The organism is Mycobacterium vicinigordonae, assembly GCF_013466425.1.
Lineage (GTDB): Bacteria > Actinomycetota > Actinomycetes > Mycobacteriales > Mycobacteriaceae > Mycobacterium > Mycobacterium vicinigordonae.
The window spans coordinates 5,661,827-5,678,629 of sequence record NZ_CP059165.1 but is presented as its reverse complement, the minus strand read 5'-3'; the positions used below and the strand labels follow the sequence as shown (position 1 = coordinate 5,678,629).

The window sequence follows — 16,803 nt, the reverse complement described above, 5'->3', positions numbered from 1 at the left end:
TTAGGCGGGGGTCTCGGCCAGTTCTCGTCCGATCCGACGCAACTGGCCGGTAGCGCCACCCAACGCGAACTCGGTCTCCTTGGCAGCCAGGAAGTATCGATGCACCGGGTGGTCGGTGTCGACGCCCACGCCACCGTGCACGTGCACAATGCTGTGCGCCACTCGGTGGCCGGCATCGGCGGCCCAGAATGCTGCGGACGCAACGTCGACCTCGGCGGGGATGTCCTCGGACACCTTCCACGCGGCCTGGGTCAGCGTCAACCGCAGCCCCTTGATGTCGATGTAGCCGTCGGCCAGCCGCTGGCCCACTGCCTGGAAACTTCCGATCGGGCGGTCGAACTGCTCACGGGTGCGCGCATACTCCGCCGTCATCTGCAGGCCGCGCTCGAGCACTCCGAGCTGGTAGGCGCTGCGGCCTAACGAGGAGATCAGGCGCAGCCACTCCGCGGCCTCGGCGTCACCCACCTTGCGGCCGGCGGGCACCTCGGTACCGTCCAGCGACAGATGCCCGACACTGCCCAGTCCCGTGGTCTGCAACGGTGTCGAAGTCACTCCTGGGTCGTCCGCGGCAACCAGGAAAACCGCTGTGCCGGCATCGGTCTCGGCGGGAACCAGGAAGGCATCAGCGGCTGGACCATAACTCACCTGGGTACGAGTGCCGCTGAGTCGGTAACCGTCACCGGAGCTCACCGCGCGCACCGGGCCCTCGCCCATCTCACCGTCCAGCGCGACAGTGAGGACCTTTTCCCCGCTGACCGCGGACTGGCCCCAGTCCTGTTGCAGCTCTTCGGAACCGAACCGGGCCAGCGCACCCGCGCCCAGCACCACCGACTCCAGGTATGGCACCGCGGCCAGCTGGTGTCCCAGCGCCACCAGGATGGCGACCTGCTCGAGGACGCCGAACCCGTCGCCACCCACCTGGGTGGCTGCTGCGCTGGTCAGGATGTCGCTGTCGGCCAGCTTGCGCCACAGGTCACGGTCGAATCGCTGGTCCAGCTTGTCGAGCTCGCGCTGGTGCTCCGGCGTGCATACCGAGTTGACGATGCTGTCGACCAGACCGCCGAGGTCCTGGGCCGCTTCGGTCGTCGAGAAATCCATCAGATATCCGTCCTCGTCAGAGAATTCAGCGGTTGGCTCGGGGCAGACCGAGCGCGACCATGCCGATGATGTCGCGCTGGACTTCGTTGGTGCCGCCGCCGAAGGTCAGGATCAAACACGCCCGGTGCATCCGCTCGACCCGGCCGCGCAACAGGGCGCCGGGGGAGTCCTGGCGCACCGTCGCTGCCGTGCCGAGCACTTCCATCAGCAGTCGGTAGGCCTCGGTGGCCAACTCGGTTCCGTAGACCTTGGCCGCGGACGCATCCGCCGGGTTCAGGGCCTCACTCGACGCCGACGCCAGCTCCCAGTTGATCAGCTTGAGCACTTCGGCTTTGGCGTGCACCCGGGCCAGGTTCAGCTGCACCCATTCCGAGTCGATGAGCCGGGCGCCGCCGGGGTCCTTGGTGTTCTGCGCCCACTCGCGTACCTCGCGCAGTGCCAGGAAGATCGGCTGCGCCGAGACCAGGGCGACCCGCTCGTGGTTGAGCTGGTTGGTCACCAGCTTCCAGCCACCATTCTCCTCACCGATCAAGTTGGTCACCGGGACCCGTACATCGGAGTAATAGGTGGCGCTGGTGTCTACACCAGCCATGGTGTGCACCGGAGTCCAGGAAAAACCTTCGGCGGTGGTGGGCACCACCAACATCGAAATGCCGCGGTGCTTCTTGGCTTCCGGGTTGGTGCGCACGGCCAGCCACACCCAGTCCGCGTAGGCGATCAAGCTGGTCCACATCTTCTGGCCGTTGATCACGTAGTCGTCGCCGTCGCGTACGGCCGTGGTGCGCAGGTTCGCCAGGTCGGTGCCGGCCTCCGGCTCGGAGTAGCCGATCGAGAAGTGCAGTTCGCCGGCGGCGATCTTGGGCAAGAAGTACTTTTTCTGCTCCTCGGTGCCGAAGGCCATAATGGTCGGCGCGACGCTGTTGATGGTCAGGAACGGTACGGGCACACCGGCGATCGCCGCCTCGTCGGTGAAAATCAGCGAATCCATCGGTGTGCGGTCCTGGCCCCCGTACTCCTTGGGCCAGTTCAGGGTCAGCCAGCCGTCCTTGCCCATCTGCGCCACGGTGTCGCGGTAAGCCGTGCCGGTTCCCACCTCGCCCTGCGTCGAGGTCAGGGCTTCGCGGCGTTCGGGTGTCATCAGCGCGGTGAAATACGACCGCAGCTCGCGACGCAGCTCCTCCTGTTCAGGGGTGTAACTGATCTGCATTCCCGCCGCCTCCGATCGAGCGATCGTCCATCTGTGGGCTGGCATCCGACAATAGCGGCGGCCACCCATTCGTCACCCCGGTTGTAACACGTTCTAGTCTGGGAATCCAGCGACCGTTTGTTCGGACGTGTGTGAGTTCTATGGTGGTGTTACAACCTGATTTGCCGATGAAAGAGGCGTGTTCCCCAGCTTCCAGCCCAAGTTCAAGGAGGATGCCGTGCGAGTAAAAGTGGACCGTGACCGTTGCGAAGGTAATGCCGTTTGCGTGGGAATAGCTCCGGATATCTTCGATCTGGACGACGAGGATTATGCCGTGGTCAAGACGGATCCGATTCCCGCTGACCAGGAGGATCTGGCCGAGCAGTCGATCGCCGAATGCCCGCGCGCAGCCCTGCTACGAGAAGACTGAAACCGAAACTAGAGGTATTCATAAATTGAGCAGCAATACGAACGCGACCGATCTGTCCGGCAAGGTCGCGGTGGTGACCGGTGCCGCCGCTGGCCTGGGCCGAGCCGAGGCGATCGGGCTAGCCCGGCTCGGTGCGACCGTCGTCGTCAACGACATCGCCTCGGCGCTGGAATCTTCCGACGTACTCGACGAGATCAGGGCCGCCGGATCCAAAGGCGTGGCCGTGGTCGGTGACATCAGTGCGCGTTCCACCGCCGACGATCTCATCACCGCCGCCGATGGCCTGGGTGGCCTGGGCATCGTGGTGAATAACGCGGGTATCACCCGCGACCGGATGCTGTTCAACATGAGCGACGAGGACTGGGACCAGGTGATCGCCGTGCACCTCCGCGGCCACTTCCTGCTCACCCGAAACGCAGCGACGTACTGGCGAAACAAAGCCAAAGAGGCAGGTGGTTCGGTATATGGCCGCATCATCAACACCTCTTCGGAGGCTGGCCTGGTCGGACCGGTCGGCCAGGCCAACTACGGCGCTGCCAAGGCCGGCATCATCTCGCTCACCTTGACCGCGGCGCGCGGCCTGGGACGTTATGGGGTATGCGCCAACGCGATCGCGCCGCGAGCACGCACCGCGATGACCGCGGACGTGTTTGGCGCGGCGCCCGAAGGCGGCGAGGTGGACCCGCTGTCGCCTGAGCACGTGGTCACCCTGGTCGGGTTCCTGGCCTCGCCGGCCGCCGCGGAGGTCAACGGTCAGGTGTTCATCGTGTACGGCCCGCGCGTGACGTTGGTCGCCGCACCGACGGTGGAGCAGCAGTTCGACGCCGGCGCCGCGGCCTGGGAACCTGCCCAGTTGAGCACGACGTTGCAGGGCTATTTTGCCGACCGTAACCCGGAGTTAACCTTCGCCGCCACGCATCTGATGGACTAACGGGCCCGCTTATTGCGCGTCTGTCGAGAAGAAGTACCAGCTAGACACATATTTACCGCAAAAATATCAAGGTTCATCGACAGCAGGAACCTGTTCTAGTTACTATGAGCGCGCTCACACCAGGCAACGAGTCATCCAACGGTGTGTTCCGGTCACGAAAATTCGCCGCGAGCCGCAGATTGGAGGACCCGGTTGTTGCAACGGCTTGCCGTACCGGCCCGCGCGGTCGGCGGGTTCTTCGAGATGTCGATCGAGACAGCGCGCGCGGCCTTCCGGCGGCCGTTTCAGTTCCAAGAATTCCTTGAGCAAACCTGGATGGTGGCGCGCGTCTCGCTGGTGCCGACGCTGCTGGTGTCAATCCCGTTCACCGTGCTCGTTGCGTTCACCCTGAACATCTTGCTGCGCGAGATCGGTGCGGCCGACCTGTCCGGCGCCGGAACGGCTTTCGGCACCATCACCCAGCTCGGCCCCATCGTCACCGTGCTGGTGGTGGCCGGTGCCGGCGCCACCGCCATCTGCGCGGACCTCGGTGCCCGCACCATCCGCGAAGAAATCGACGCGATGCGGGTGCTTGGCATCGACCCCATTCAGCGCCTGGTGGTGCCCCGGGTGCTGGCGTCCACGCTGGTCGCTCTGCTGCTCAACGGCTTGGTGTGCATCATCGGTCTGTCCGGCGGCTACGCATTCTCGGTCTTCCTGCAGGGGGTGAACCCCGGCGCATTTATCAACGGCCTGACCGTGCTCACCGGGTTGCGGGAGCTGGTTCTCGCCGAAGTCAAGGCGCTGCTGTTCGGTGTGATGGCGGGATTGGTCGGCTGCTACCGCGGCCTCACTGTCAAGGGCGGCCCCAAAGGCGTCGGAAATGCCGTCAACGAAACCGTCGTCTACGCCTTCATCTGTTTGTTCGTCATCAACGTGGTCATGACGGCCATCGGCGTCAGAATCTCGGCCAAGTAGGGGTCGGGGTAACGATGGGCGAGGCAGCGGCGATGGTGATGATGCGATGAGCTACGACGCCACCCTTCGTTTCAAACGATTCGTATCGAGGTTCGCCGAACCGGTCGACAACTTTGGCGAGCAGGCACTGTTCTACGGCGACACCCTGCGCTACGTTCCCAACGCCATCACCCGGTATCGCAAGGAAACGATCCGCCTAATCGCCGAGATGACGCTGGGCGCAGGTGCGTTGGTGATGATCGGCGGAACGGTCGGGGTGGCGGCGTTTCTGACGTTGGCCTCCGGCGGTGTCATCGCGGTCCAGGGTTATTCGTCGCTGGGCAACATCGGCATCGAGGCGCTGACCGGCTTCTTATCGGCCTTCCTCAACGTGCGTGTGGTCGCCCCGGTGATCGCCGGGATCGCGCTGGCTGCGACCATCGGTGCTGGCGCCACCGCACAGCTGGGCGCGATGCGGGTTTCCGAGGAGATCGACGCCGTCGAATGCATGGCGGTGCACTCGGTTTCGTATCTGGTGTCGACACGGTTGATCGCCGGCCTGGTCGCGATCATCCCGCTCTATTCGCTCTCGGTGCTCGCCGCGTTCTTTGCCGCGCGGTTCACCACGGTGTTCGTCAACGGCCAGTCCGCAGGTCTGTACGACCACTACTTCAACACCTTCCTGATCCCATCCGATCTGCTGTGGTCGTTCCTGCAGGCCATCGCGATGGCGATCGCGGTGATGCTGGTGCACACCTATTACGGCTACAACGCCAGCGGCGGTTCGGTCGGTGTGGGCGTGGCCGTCGGCCAAGCGGTACGCACTTCCCTGATCGTCGTTGTGGTCATTACCCTGTTCATCTCGCTCGCCGTCTACGGAGCGACCGGCAACTTCAACCTTTCGGGATAAGGCGATGTCAGACACGGGGTCACGTAAGACCGCGGGCCGGGTGGCCGCGGCGGTGCTCGCCGGGCTGCTGGTGGCCTCGGCCGTGCTGACCTATCTGTCCTACACCGCCTACTTCACGCCGGTGGAGACCGTCACGGTCGCATCACAGCGCGCCGGCCTGGTGATGGAGCCGGGCGCCAAGGTTAAGTACCGCGGAATCCAGGTCGGCAAAGTCGAGGACATCATCTACAGCGGCGATCAGGCGCGCCTCAAGCTGGCCATCTACAGCGGTGATCTGCACTGGATCCCGTCGAACGCGACCGTGCACATCGCCGGCAACACCATCTTCGGGGCCAAGTCGGTAGAGTTCATCCCTCCCAAGGACCCAGCGACCACCTCGCTCCGGCCCGGAGCTCAGGTGCAGGCTTCGGCGGTACAGCTGGAAGTCAACACGCTGTTTCAGTCGCTGATCAACCTGCTGCACAAGATCGACCCGGTGGAGTTGAACGGAACGCTGAGTGCATTGTCGGAGGGCCTGCGCGGCCACGGCGACGACCTCGGCTCGCTGATGACGGGCCTCAACACGCTTACCCGCCAAGCCAATCCGAAGCTGCCCACCCTGCAGGAGGATTTCCGCAAGGCCAGCATCGTGACCAACATCTATGGGGACGCCGCGCCCGACCTCAACACCATGTTCGACAACCTACCGACGATCAACCGCACTGTGGTGGATCAGCAGAAGAACCTCAACACCACGCTGCTGGCCGCGATCGGCTTGGCCAACAACGGGTACGACACGCTGGCGCCGGCCGAGCAGAACCTGATCGACACGGTCAACCGGTTGCGCGCTCCGCTCAAGGTCGCCGCGGACTACTCCCCGGAATTCGGCTGTCTGCTGGCCGGTATCGACCGCGGCATCAAGGAATTCGCCCCGCTGCTCGGTGTGCGCAAGGCGGGGCTGTTCACCTCGTCGAGCTTTGTCATCGGTGCACCCGCCTACACCTATCCGGAGAGCCTGCCGCTGGTCAACGCGTCGGGTGGGCCGAACTGTCGTGGCCTGCCGGACATTCCGACCAAGCAGACCGGTGGTTCGTTCTACCGGGCTCCGTTCCTGGTCACCGACAACGCGCTGATCCCCTACGAGCCGTTCACCGAGTTCCAGTTCGACGCGCCTTCGACGCTGCAGTTCCTCTTCCACGGCGCCTTCGCCGAAAAGGACGACTTCTGATGGCCGCCGGAGGAATTCCGTCACACCGCTCGATGGTGATCAAGGTCAGCATCTTCACCGTGGTCATGGTCCTGGTGAGCGCCGCGCTGGTGGTGGTGTTCGGTGACTTCCGGTTTGGTTCGGAACGCACCTATCACGCCACCTTCCTCGACGCGTCGCGGCTCAAGGGTGGTCAGAAGGTCCGCATCGCCGGTGTGCCCGTCGGCGCCGTGTCGGGGGTCAAACTCAACCCGGACAACACCGTCGACGTCGCGTTCGGTGTCGACGAGCGCTACACGCTGTACTCGTCCACGCGTGCGGTGGTGCGCTACGAGAACCTGGTCGGTGACCGGTTTTTGGAGATCACCTCCGGCCCCGGAGAGCTGCGCAAGCTGCCGCCGGGCGGCACCATCAACGCCTCGCACACCCAGCCGGCGCTCGATCTCGATGCGCTGCTGGGTGGGCTCAAGCCGGTGCTCAAGGGCCTGGACGCGGACAAGGTCAACGCGATCAGCGGCGCCCTGATCGAGCTGCTGCAGGGGCAGGGCGGTGCGTTGTCCAACCTGCTGGCCGACACCAGCTCCTTCTCCTCCGCACTGGGCAAGCGCGACCAGCTCATCGGAGATGTGATCACCAACCTGAACACCGTGCTCGCGACTGTCGACCAGCGCAGCGCGCAGTTCTCGACCAGCGTCGACCAGTTGCAGCAGCTGATCGACGGACTGGCTAAGAACCGCGACGCTATCGCCGGCGCCATCCCGCCGCTGGCCTCGACTACGACGAACCTGACGGAGCTGCTCCGTAATTCGCGCCGGCCGCTGCAGGGTCTGCTGGAGAACGCGCGGCCGCTGGCCACCGAGCTGGACACCCGTAAGGCCGAAATCAACAACGACGTGGAGCAACTGGGCGAGGACTACCTGCGGCTGGCCGCACTGGGCACCTACGGATCGTTCTTCAACATCTACTTCTGCTCGGTCACGATCAAGATCAACGGCCCGGCGGGCTCCGACATTCGCTTCGGACTCGGTGGCCAGGTCGACTCCAGCAAGGGGAGGTGCGCCTTTGCCAAGCAGTAAGCCAGCTAGCAAGCGCGACCAGGATCCACTGCGCACCGGCATCATCGGTCTAGCGGTGGTGACGTTCATCGTGCTCATCGCGTTCGGCTACGCCAGCCTGCCGTTCTGGCCGCAGGGCAACAGCTACACCGCCTACTTCAGCGACGCCGGCGGCATCACGCCGGGCAACAACGTCACGGTATCCGGCGTCAAGGTGGGCAAGGTGTCGGAGGTGGCCCTGGCCGGCGACAGCGCCAAGATCAGGTTCAGCGTCGATCGCCACGTCGTAGTCGGCGACCAGTCGCTGGCCGCGATCCGCACCGACACCATCCTCGGCGAGCGCTCCATCTCGGTCAGTCCGGGTGGCTCCGGTCATGCGACCACCATCCCGCTGAGCCGGACCACCACCCCCTACACCCTGGCAGGCGCGCTGGAGGATCTCGGTCAGAACGCCAGCCACCTGAACAAGCCGCAGTTCGAGCACGCGCTGAAGGTGCTCACCGAAACGCTGCACGATGCAACGCCGGGGTTGCGCGGCGCGCTGGACGGTGTCACCACGCTGTCGCGCGCGCTGAACACCCGCGACGAGGCACTGCAAGGGCTGCTGGCGCACGCCAAGTCGGTGACAGCGGTGCTGTCCGACCGTGCCGGACAGGTCCGCAAATTGGTCGACGACGGCGACCAGCTGTTCGCCGCACTCGACGAGCGTCGCGCCGCGCTCAGCTCGCTGATCTCCGGAATCCAGGGTGTCTCGGCCCAGCTCTCGGGCTTCGTCAACGACAACCGTAGGGAATTCGGCCCAGCGCTGACCAAGATCAACCAGGTGGTGGCTAACCTCAACGAACGCCGCGACTACATCACCGAGGCCCTCAAACGGCTGCCCACGTACGCCACCACCCTGGGCGAGGTGGTCGGCTCCGGTCCCGGCTTCAACGTCAACGTCTTCGGCGCGATTCCGGCGCCGCTGGTGGCGACCATGTTCGACGTGGTCTTCCAGCCCGGCAAGCTGCCGGACAGTCTCGCGGACTACCTGCGCGGAATGATCCAGGAACGTTGGACGATTAGGCCGAAATCACCATGATCGAGCAGCGATGACCGCCCCCAGACGGCTGGGCAGCCGGGGGCTGCGGACCATTACCGTCGTTGCGCTGGTCGCGGCGCTGGTGGGTGGTGCCTATGTGCTGTTCTCCGCCGGCGGCGGCGGACGGAAGCTGACCGCGTTCTTCACCTCCGCTGTCGGGCTCTACCCGGGGGACCAGGTCCGTGTGGTGGGTGTCCCGGTGGGCCAGATCGAGTCGATCGAGCCGCGGGCAACCGACGTCAAGATCACCATGACGGTGTCCGACGACGTCAAGATCCCGAAGGACGCCAAGGCCGTCATCATCTCGCCGAACCTGGTGGCGGCCCGGTTCATTCAGCTCACCCCGGCCTACACCGGTGGCGCGGCGCTACCCGACGGGGCCAGCATCGACCTGTCCCGCACCGGTGTGCCGGTGGAATGGGACGAGGTCAAGGAGGCGCTGACCCAGCTGTCGGTGTCGCTCAGCCCGGCCGCCGGTGAGATGCAGGGCCCGCTCGGGGCGGCGATCAACCAGGCCGCCAACACCTTGGACGGCAACGGCCAGTCGTTCCACAGCGCGCTGACCGAGCTCGCGCAAGTGGCTGGCCGCCTTGGGGATTCGCGCAGCGACATCTTCAGCACGGTCAAGAACCTGCAGGTTCTGGTGGACGCGTTGTCCCAGAGCAACGAGCAGATCGTGCAATTCGCCGGGCATGTGGCGTCGGTGTCGCAGGTGCTGGCGGACAGCTCGCGCGACCTTGACCAGACACTGGGCACCCTCAATCAGGCACTTTCCGACGTGCGGGGTTTTTTGCAGGAGAACAACTCGAACCTGATCGAAACGGTCAACCAGCTCAAGGACTTCACCCAGACCCTGAGCGACCAGAGCGACAACATCGAGCAGGTGCTGCACGTCGCGGGTCCCGGTATCTCAAACTTCTACAACATCTACGACCCCGCGCAGGGCACCCTGAACGGTCTGCTGTCGTTGCCCAACTTCATGAACCCGGTGCAGTTCATCTGCGGCGGGTCCTTTGACACCGCGGCCGGCCCGTCGGCGCCCGACTACTTCCGGCGCGCCGAGATCTGCCGCGAGCGGCTGGGACCGGTACTGCGCCGGCTCACGGTGAACTACCCGCCGATCATGTTCCACCCGATCAACACGATCACCGCCTACAAGGGTCAGATCATCTATGACACGCCGGCCACACAGGCCAAGGCGGAGACCCCGATTCCGGAGCTGACCTGGATTCCCGCGCCCGGTTCGGGACGTCCGGCGCCCAGCAATGTCACCGACCTGCAGAGCCTCTTGGCGCCGACGGCTCCGGCCCCGGCTGCGGGGTCGCCGCCGGGCTTCGGTCCTGCGCCGGGTCCCGCTCCCGGGCCCGGCCCGGCCGCACCAGCGGCGGCTCCCGGCCCGCTTCCGGGTCCGATGCCGGGTCCCTTGCCGGCCGAGCAGGGGGGCGGCCGATGAGACGTATCGCGTTGCGCGGCAGCGTGTTACTGGCGGGTTGCACTCTGCTGGCCGGCTGCTCGTTCGGCGGTTTGAACTCGCTGTCGATGCCGGGGACCGCCGGCCACGGCAGCGGTGCCTACTCGGTCACGGTGGAGCTGCCCGACATCTCGACGCTGCCGCAGAACTCGCCGGTGTTCGTCGACGACGTCACGGTGGGCAGTGTTGCCGGGGTCGCGGCTGAGCAGCGTGCCGACGGATCCTTCTATGCGGCAGTCAAATTGGCGCTGGACAAGAATGTGGTGCTGCCCGCCAACGCGGTGGCCAGGGTCGCCCAGACCTCGCTGCTGGGCTCGCTGCACATCGAGCTGGCGGCTCCGAAAGACAAGCCCGCGCAGGGCCGGCTGCGCGACGGGTCACGCATCGCAGAGTCCAACACCGGCCGCTTCCCGACCACCGAGGAGGTTTTCTCGGCGCTGGGCGTGGTGGTGAACAAGGGCAATGTCGGTGCGCTGGAAGAGATCATCGACGAGACGTATCAGGCGGTGGCTGGCCGGCAGGGCCAGTTCGTGGACCTGGTGCCCCGGCTGGCGGAGCTGACGGCCGGGCTCAACCGGCAGGTCAACGACATCATCGGCGCGATGGAGGGATTAGACCGGTTCTCGGCGATCCTGGCGCGCGACAAGGACAACCTGGGCCGCACGCTGGACACCTTGCCCGAAGCTGTCCGCGTGCTCAACAAGAACCGCGACCACATAGTGGAGGCGTTCAGCTCGCTGCGCCGGCTGGCCAACGTCGCCTCCAACGTCTTGTCGAAGACCAAGTCGGATTTCGCCGCCGACGTCAAGGACTTGTATTCGGCGATCAAGGCCCTCAACGACAATCGCAAGAACTTCGTCACGTCGCTGCAGATCATGCTGACGTTCCCGTTCCCCAACTTCGGCATCAAGCAGGCGGTGCGCGGTGACTACCTCAACGTGTTCACCACATTCGACCTGACGCTGCGCCGGCTGGGGGAGACGTTCTTCACCACCAGCTATGCGCTGGACCCGAACATGATGCACATGGACGAGGTGCTCAACGCGCCCAACTTCTTGATGGGTGAGATGGCCAACCTGTCCGGACAAGCGGCCGACCCGTTCAAGATCCCGCCCGGCACGGCGTCACAGTAGAGGCGGCAGAGATGATCGACAGACTCACCAGAATCCAGTTGTACATTTTCGCCGTCATCACGGTGATCACGTTGACCGTGATGGCCATCTTCTACCTGCGGCTGCCGGCGACCCTGGGCATCGGAACCTACTCGGTGAGCGCCGATTTCGAGGCCGGCGGTGGTCTGTACAAGAACGCCAACGTCACCTACCGGGGCGTGGCCGTGGGCCGGGTGGAATCCGTCGGGCTGAACCGCAACGGCGTCACCGCGGAAATGCGACTTAACAGCGGGACCACCATCCCGGCCAACGTGACCGCCACCGTCAAGAGTGTGTCGGCGATCGGCGAGCAGTACATCGACCTGGTGCCGCCGGCCAATCCGGCGCCCGGCAAGCTGCGCAACGGAGCCAAGATCGAACGCGCCAACACCCGTATCGGCCAGGACGTCGCCGACCTGCTGAAGAAGGCAGAGACGCTGGTCAACAGCCTGGGTGACACCCGGCTGCGCGAGGTGCTGCACGAGGCGTTCCTGGCGACCAACGGCACCGGGCCGGAGCTGGCCAGGATGATCGAGTCGGCGCGGCTGCTGGTGGACGAAGCCAATGCCAACTACCCGCAGGTGTCGCAGCTCATCGACCAGGCCGGCCCCTTTCTGCAGGCCCAAGTGCGTGCCGGCGCCGACATCAAGACGCTGGCCGATGGGTTAGCTCGGTTCACGTCCGAAGTTCGCCAGGCCGACCCGCGGCTGCGTGACACGCTCGCCACCGCACCCGGCGCGATCGACCAGGCCAACGAAACGATCACCGGGATCCGGCCGTCCTTGCCGGCGCTGGCGGCCAATATGGCCAATCTGGGCCGGGTGGGCGTCATCTATCACAAGTCGATCGAGCAGCTATTGGTGGTCTTTCCCGCGCTGTTCGCCGCGATCACAACCGCGGCCGGTGGGGCGCCCCAGGACGAGGGCGCAAAGCTGGACTTCAAGCTCGACCTGAATGACCCGCCGCCGTGCAACACCGGTTTCATCCCGTCCCCGTTGATGCGGACGCCGGCGGACGAGACGGTGCGTGAAGTCCCGCGTGACCTGTATTGCAAGGCCGCGCAGAACGACCCGACCACCGTGCGCGGCGCCCGCAACTACCCGTGCCAGGAATTCCCCGGCAAGCGGGCGCCCACCGTGCAATTGTGCCGTGATCCGCGCGGGTACGTGCCGCTCGGCAGCAACCCGTGGCGCGGGCCGCCGATCCCGTACGGCACGCCGGTCACCAACGGCCTGAACATCCTGCCGCCCAACCACTTCCCGTTCATTCCGCCGGGTGCCGACCCCGACCCGGGCATCCCGATCGTCGGGCCGCCGCCGCCGGGAGTGACGCCGGGTCCGGGCCCGGCGCCGATCCAGCCGGCCTACGACCCGCCGCCGCCAAACAACGTTCCGCCGCCGCCGGGCAACCCGTCGTACATGCCGCCGAACTACCCGCCGGTGCCGCCGCAGCTGCCGTATCCGAAGTACCTGGAGCCACCGCCGCCACCGCTGGGCACCGGTCCGGTACCCGGTCCCCAACCGCAGGCCAGCGGTCCGGCTTACACCACCTATGACCCGTCGACCGGCCTGTTCAAGGATCCGGCGGGCGGCACTGGTATCTTCGCGTCCGGCGTGACCGGCGCAGCCAGCGCCGAGAATTGGGTGGACTTGATGCTCGCGCCCAAGCCGCTTTAGCCGAGCAAGTGGATTCAGTAGTGACAGACGAAGTACCGCCAACGCAACGCGTGCGCCGGAAGGCCTCGCGTGCGGCGGGCCCGCCAAAATCCGAGCAGGTCAAGCAGGAGGACGGGGCCGCGGCCGAGGCGACGACCGATACCGTCGTCGTCGCCCCGAAAAAGGCTGTCCGGGCCGCCGGAGAGAAGAAATCCCTCACGGCGGTGCGGCCGCCGCGGCGCCGCCAGCCCAACCGCCGCCTGGTGGGCTGGGTGTCGCTGGCGGCTGCGGTGCCGGTGATCGCCGCACTGGTCTGCGGCGTCACCGCCTTGGTGCTGCAGCACCGGGACGCACGCACGGAGCAGGCCCGTGAACAGCGCTTCGTCGACGTCGGCGCCCAGACCGTGGTCAATATGTACAGTCATACGCTCGACAACCTCGACGAGGCGATCAACCGCTTCGTCAACGGCACCAGCGGCCCGTTGCGCAGCAAGTTCAGCCCGGAGAACGTCGACCTGGTGAAGGCGTTCTTGCGCAAGACCAGCGCATCCTCGGAGGCGGTCGTCAATGGCGCCGCGCTGGAGAGTATCGATCCCGTTAGCGACAACGCGTCGGTGCTGGTGGCGGTGCGCGTGACGAACACAGACCTCGACGGGGTCAATAAGCCGTCGGAGCCTTACCGGGTGCGGGTCATCGTGCACGAAGACGAGAAGGGTCGGATGACCGCGTTCGACATGATGTACCCGCACGGGGGCAACTGATGCGATGGTTGCGGTGGTTGCCCACTGCTGCGGGTTATCTGGCGATCGTCTTGGTGGTGGGGCTGTCGGCCGCCGGCGGCTGGTTCTATTGGGATCGCGTGGAGGCCCGGGGTGCCCAGTCGGCACGGGAGGTGTTGACCAAACAAGCCGCAAAGGAGATTCCGCAGTTCTTCGGCTATGACTTCCAGACCATCGAGCGCAGCCTCAACGACGTGTATCCCTTGCTCACCCCCGCGTACCGCCAGGAGTACAAGAAGGTCGTCAACGAGCAGATCATCCCGGAAGCCAAGAAGCGGGAGATGGTAGTTCAGGTGGACGTCGTGGGCGTAGGAGTCATGCAGGCCAAACGCAACTCCGCGACGCTCATGGTGTACATGAACCGCATCGTCACCGACAAGGCGCGTCAGCCCATCTACGAGGGCAGCCGGCTTCGGGTGGAGTTCGAGCGCGATCAGGGTAAGTGGTTGATCGCGCACATCATGCCGATCTGAGCCCGACTCGGGTCAGAAGCAGATCGCAATGTCGTTGCACTCCATCGGGTAACGCTCGATCGGGCTGGGCGGCGGCCCCACCAGGGACAGCGAGAACGGCTCTTTCTTCATGTCCGGCTGCAGGCCGCACACAGCGCCATGCAGGGTGGTGTGAGTGCCGGTCAAGGTCTCGTCGCTAAACGCGTAGGTCTCGCTGCTGGGGGCGAAGCTGCCGTCCGGGCATACCACCCCCTCGGGCTTGCTGACCTGCATGGTCCACAGCATGCTGCTCATCCGGGCCCGGCCACTGAAGTTCTGCAGATGCTCGGCGCGGGTGTTGTTCGCCGGGGTCGAGCTGACGATGTTCAGCGCGCAGTTCATCGCGATGACGATCGGGTCCGAATAGTCGTTCATGTTGCGGGTTCCCGACGGCTGCGCGCACAGCGCGCCGATGGTCCAGGTGGCGCCGGATACGCCGGCCTGGTTCAAGACGTAGGTGCCGTCCGGGGGCGGCCCTATCGCGTACGCCGGGCTGCCCGAATCCAGCGCCATGCCTACTGCGACTGCCGTGCTGACGACGGCACCGCCGGCCAGCCCGCGACGGATCTTCACCTGAACCCTCCTGGCCCGATTGATGGCGCCGCTGCGCCGCATCTGAGTATCACAGCGATTGCGCGGCAGCACCACGGGTTCGGCCGGACTTTTGCCTGTCAGCCCGAGGAATGGGCTTGGCCGAGGGCGTCGAGAAACGCGCGGGCCCAGCGGTCCACGTCGTGGGCGAGCACCTGGCGGCGCAGCGCCCGCATGCGCCGGCGACCCTCCTCGTCGGACTGGGTGAGCGCGGCCTCGATGGCATCCTTGACGCCTTCCAGGTCGTGCGGGTTCACCAGATAGGCCTGGTGGAGTTCGGCTGCGGCGCCGGTGAATTCGGACAGCACCAGAGCGCCGCCCAGATCGCTGCGGCAGGCGACGTACTCCTTGGCCACCAGATTCATGCCGTCGCGCAGCGGAGTGACCAGCATGACGTCGCTGGCCACGAAGAAGGCGATCAGCTCGTCGCGGGGGACGGGCCGGTGCAGATAGTGCACCACCGGGTGGCCGACCTCGGCATATTCGCCGTTGATGTGCCCAACCTGCCGCTCGATGTCGTTGCGCAGGATCTGGTAACTCTCAACCCGTTCCCGGCTAGGGGTGGCCAACTGGACCAACACGGTGTCGTCGCGCTTCGCGCGGCCCTCGTCGAGTAGTTCGTTGAACGCCTTGAGTCGTACGTCGATGCCCTTGGTGTAGTCGAGCCGGTCGACACCCAGCAGGATCTTGCGCGGGTTGCCCAACTCGGCGCGGATCTCGCGGGCCCGGCGTCGCACGTTGCGGTCCCGCGCGGCATGGTCGAGTTCGGCGGAGTCGATCGAGATGGGGAAGGCGCCCACCCGGACGCTGCGGGACTCGAGTGAAACCTCGCCGAACCGGGACCGCACGCCGACGGTTCCCCGCGACGTTTCCGCGCCCAGTAGCCGTCGGGCCAGTATCAGAAAGTTCTGTGCGCCGCCGGCCAGATGGAAGCCCACCAGGTCGGCGCCCAGCAGACCTTCGACGATCTCGGTGCGCCAGGGCATCTGCATGAATAGTTCCACCGGCGGAAACGGGATGTGCAGGAAGAACCCGATGGTGAGATCCGGTCGCAGCTCGCGCAGCATTTTGGGCACCAGCTGCAGCTGATAGTCCTGCACCCAGACGGTTCCGCCCTTGGCTGCGGCGCGGGAGGTCGCCTCGGCGAATCGGCGGTTGACGTCGACGTAGCGGTCCCACCATTCGCGGTGGTAGTTCGGCTTGACAATGACGTCGTGGTACAGCGGCCACAGCGTGGCGTTGGAGAAACCTTCGTAGTATTCGGCGACGTCGTCGGCGCTGAGCCGGACCGGGTGCAGGGTGAGCTCATCCTGGGTGATCGGGTCCTCGTCAGCGTCGACCACTCCCGGCCAACCGACCCAGGCTCCGCGACGTTTACGCAGCAACGGCTCGAGCGCGGTGACCAGACCGCCGGGGCTGCGCTTCCAGGCGATGCTGCCGTCGGGCAGGCGTTCCAGGTCGACCGGCAGCCGGTTGGCAACGACGACGAAGTCAGAATCCCCGTAGCTGGCGCCGGCTTTTCGAGCCATTAGCTCTCGTGTTTCGCCGGACCAATGCCGAGCATGGACAAGAAGACGCGGCACTCGTCAGCGTCGTTGGCGTAGGCGGCGACGACGCGCCGCGCCTGGCTGGCGGTGCTGTCGGCCAGCGGTTCCACGTCACCGATATCGGCGTGGTCGGTTTTTGTTGGCATCAGTTCACTGTATGCGACGGCGGCTTGCCGCTGGAACTCACGTCGTTCAGCGGATGCCGTCGGCGCCGGTAGACGACAGCGGGCTACCGGTAGCACTAACAGGTCGCCTGGCGTATTTCGAAATATGGCAACGCAAACGGAGAATGGCTGCTTATTTTG

At 65.6% G+C, this 16,803-nt stretch carries 17 protein-coding genes; 12 read left to right on the top strand and 5 right to left on the bottom strand.

What is annotated here, in order from left to right:
* Together H0P51_RS25430 and H0P51_RS25425 are read right to left on the bottom strand one after the other, a co-directional pair.
* Complete coding sequence (locus H0P51_RS25430) at positions 1-1,098, bottom strand: acyl-CoA dehydrogenase family protein (RefSeq protein ID WP_180915562.1); 1,098 nt, start codon at positions 1,096-1,098, stop codon at positions 1-3.
* A 25-nt stretch (positions 1,099-1,123) separates the two neighbouring features.
* A complete protein-coding gene (locus tag H0P51_RS25425) occupies positions 1,124-2,305 on the bottom strand; it encodes an acyl-CoA dehydrogenase (protein ID WP_180915561.1) in 1,182 nt (393 codons plus the stop codon).
* A gap of 217 nt (positions 2,306-2,522) precedes the next feature.
* Here H0P51_RS25425 and H0P51_RS25420 point away from each other — a divergent pair, with 217 nt between their 5' ends.
* The 12 genes from H0P51_RS25420 (at position 2,523) to H0P51_RS25365 (ending at position 14,342) form a co-directional block, all read left to right on the top strand.
* Entirely contained in the window at positions 2,523-2,714 is a 192-nt protein-coding gene (locus H0P51_RS25420) for a ferredoxin (protein WP_180919227.1), read from the top strand.
* Positions 2,715-2,739: 25 nt separating this feature from the next.
* On the top strand, positions 2,740-3,645 hold the full coding sequence (locus H0P51_RS25415) for a 3-oxoacyl-ACP reductase (protein ID WP_180919288.1): 906 nt from the start codon (positions 2,740-2,742) through the stop codon (positions 3,643-3,645).
* A gap of 192 nt (positions 3,646-3,837) precedes the next feature.
* Positions 3,838-4,602 (top strand): MlaE family ABC transporter permease, encoded by a 765-nt coding sequence (locus H0P51_RS25410; RefSeq protein WP_180915560.1) that lies wholly within the window; start codon positions 3,838-3,840, stop codon positions 4,600-4,602.
* Positions 4,603-4,648: 46 nt separating this feature from the next.
* Positions 4,649-5,491, top strand: a complete 843-nt coding sequence (locus H0P51_RS25405) for an MlaE family ABC transporter permease (protein ID WP_180915559.1) — start codon at positions 4,649-4,651, stop codon at positions 5,489-5,491.
* 4 nt (positions 5,492-5,495) lie between these two features.
* Complete coding sequence (locus tag H0P51_RS25400) at positions 5,496-6,698, top strand: virulence factor Mce family protein (protein ID WP_180915558.1); 1,203 nt, start codon at positions 5,496-5,498, stop codon at positions 6,696-6,698.
* On the top strand, positions 6,698-7,753 hold the full coding sequence (locus H0P51_RS25395; protein WP_180915557.1) for an MCE family protein: 1,056 nt from the start codon (positions 6,698-6,700) through the stop codon (positions 7,751-7,753). The genes H0P51_RS25400 and H0P51_RS25395 overlap by 1 nt, the downstream gene beginning before the upstream one ends.
* A complete protein-coding gene (locus H0P51_RS25390) occupies positions 7,740-8,813 on the top strand; it encodes a virulence factor Mce family protein (protein WP_180915556.1) in 1,074 nt (357 codons plus the stop codon). Before H0P51_RS25395 ends, H0P51_RS25390 begins: the two co-directional genes overlap by 14 nt.
* 10 nt (positions 8,814-8,823) lie before the next feature.
* A complete protein-coding gene (locus tag H0P51_RS25385) occupies positions 8,824-10,266 on the top strand; it encodes a virulence factor Mce family protein (RefSeq protein WP_180915555.1) in 1,443 nt (480 codons plus the stop codon).
* Positions 10,263-11,417, top strand: a complete 1,155-nt coding sequence (locus H0P51_RS25380) for an MCE family protein (protein WP_180915554.1) — start codon at positions 10,263-10,265, stop codon at positions 11,415-11,417. The genes H0P51_RS25385 and H0P51_RS25380 overlap by 4 nt, the downstream gene beginning before the upstream one ends.
* Positions 11,418-11,428: 11 nt before the next feature.
* Positions 11,429-13,111 (top strand): virulence factor Mce family protein, encoded by a 1,683-nt coding sequence (locus H0P51_RS25375; protein ID WP_180915553.1) that lies wholly within the window; start codon positions 11,429-11,431, stop codon positions 13,109-13,111.
* A gap of 8 nt (positions 13,112-13,119) precedes the next feature.
* Positions 13,120-13,851 (top strand): mammalian cell entry protein, encoded by a 732-nt coding sequence (locus tag H0P51_RS25370; RefSeq protein WP_180915552.1) that lies wholly within the window; start codon positions 13,120-13,122, stop codon positions 13,849-13,851.
* Positions 13,851-14,342 carry a mammalian cell entry protein gene (locus tag H0P51_RS25365; protein ID WP_180915551.1) on the top strand — a complete coding sequence of 164 codons (492 nt, stop codon included), beginning with the start codon at positions 13,851-13,853 and terminating at the stop codon, positions 14,340-14,342. The genes H0P51_RS25370 and H0P51_RS25365 overlap by 1 nt, the downstream gene beginning before the upstream one ends.
* A gap of 12 nt (positions 14,343-14,354) precedes the next feature.
* Here the strand turns inward: H0P51_RS25365 and H0P51_RS25360 are convergent, their stop codons facing one another.
* The 3 genes from H0P51_RS25360 to H0P51_RS25350 form a co-directional block, all read right to left on the bottom strand.
* Positions 14,355-14,933 (bottom strand): hypothetical protein, encoded by a 579-nt coding sequence (locus H0P51_RS25360; RefSeq protein WP_180915550.1) that lies wholly within the window; start codon positions 14,931-14,933, stop codon positions 14,355-14,357.
* 98 nt (positions 14,934-15,031) lie between these two features.
* A complete protein-coding gene (locus H0P51_RS25355) occupies positions 15,032-16,480 on the bottom strand; it encodes an alpha,alpha-trehalose-phosphate synthase (UDP-forming) (protein WP_180915549.1) in 1,449 nt (482 codons plus the stop codon).
* Positions 16,480-16,644 carry a hypothetical protein gene (locus tag H0P51_RS25350; RefSeq protein WP_180915548.1) on the bottom strand — a complete coding sequence of 55 codons (165 nt, stop codon included), beginning with the start codon at positions 16,642-16,644 and terminating at the stop codon, positions 16,480-16,482. The genes H0P51_RS25355 and H0P51_RS25350 overlap by 1 nt, the downstream gene beginning before the upstream one ends.
* Between the last annotated feature and the right edge of the window lie 159 nt (positions 16,645-16,803).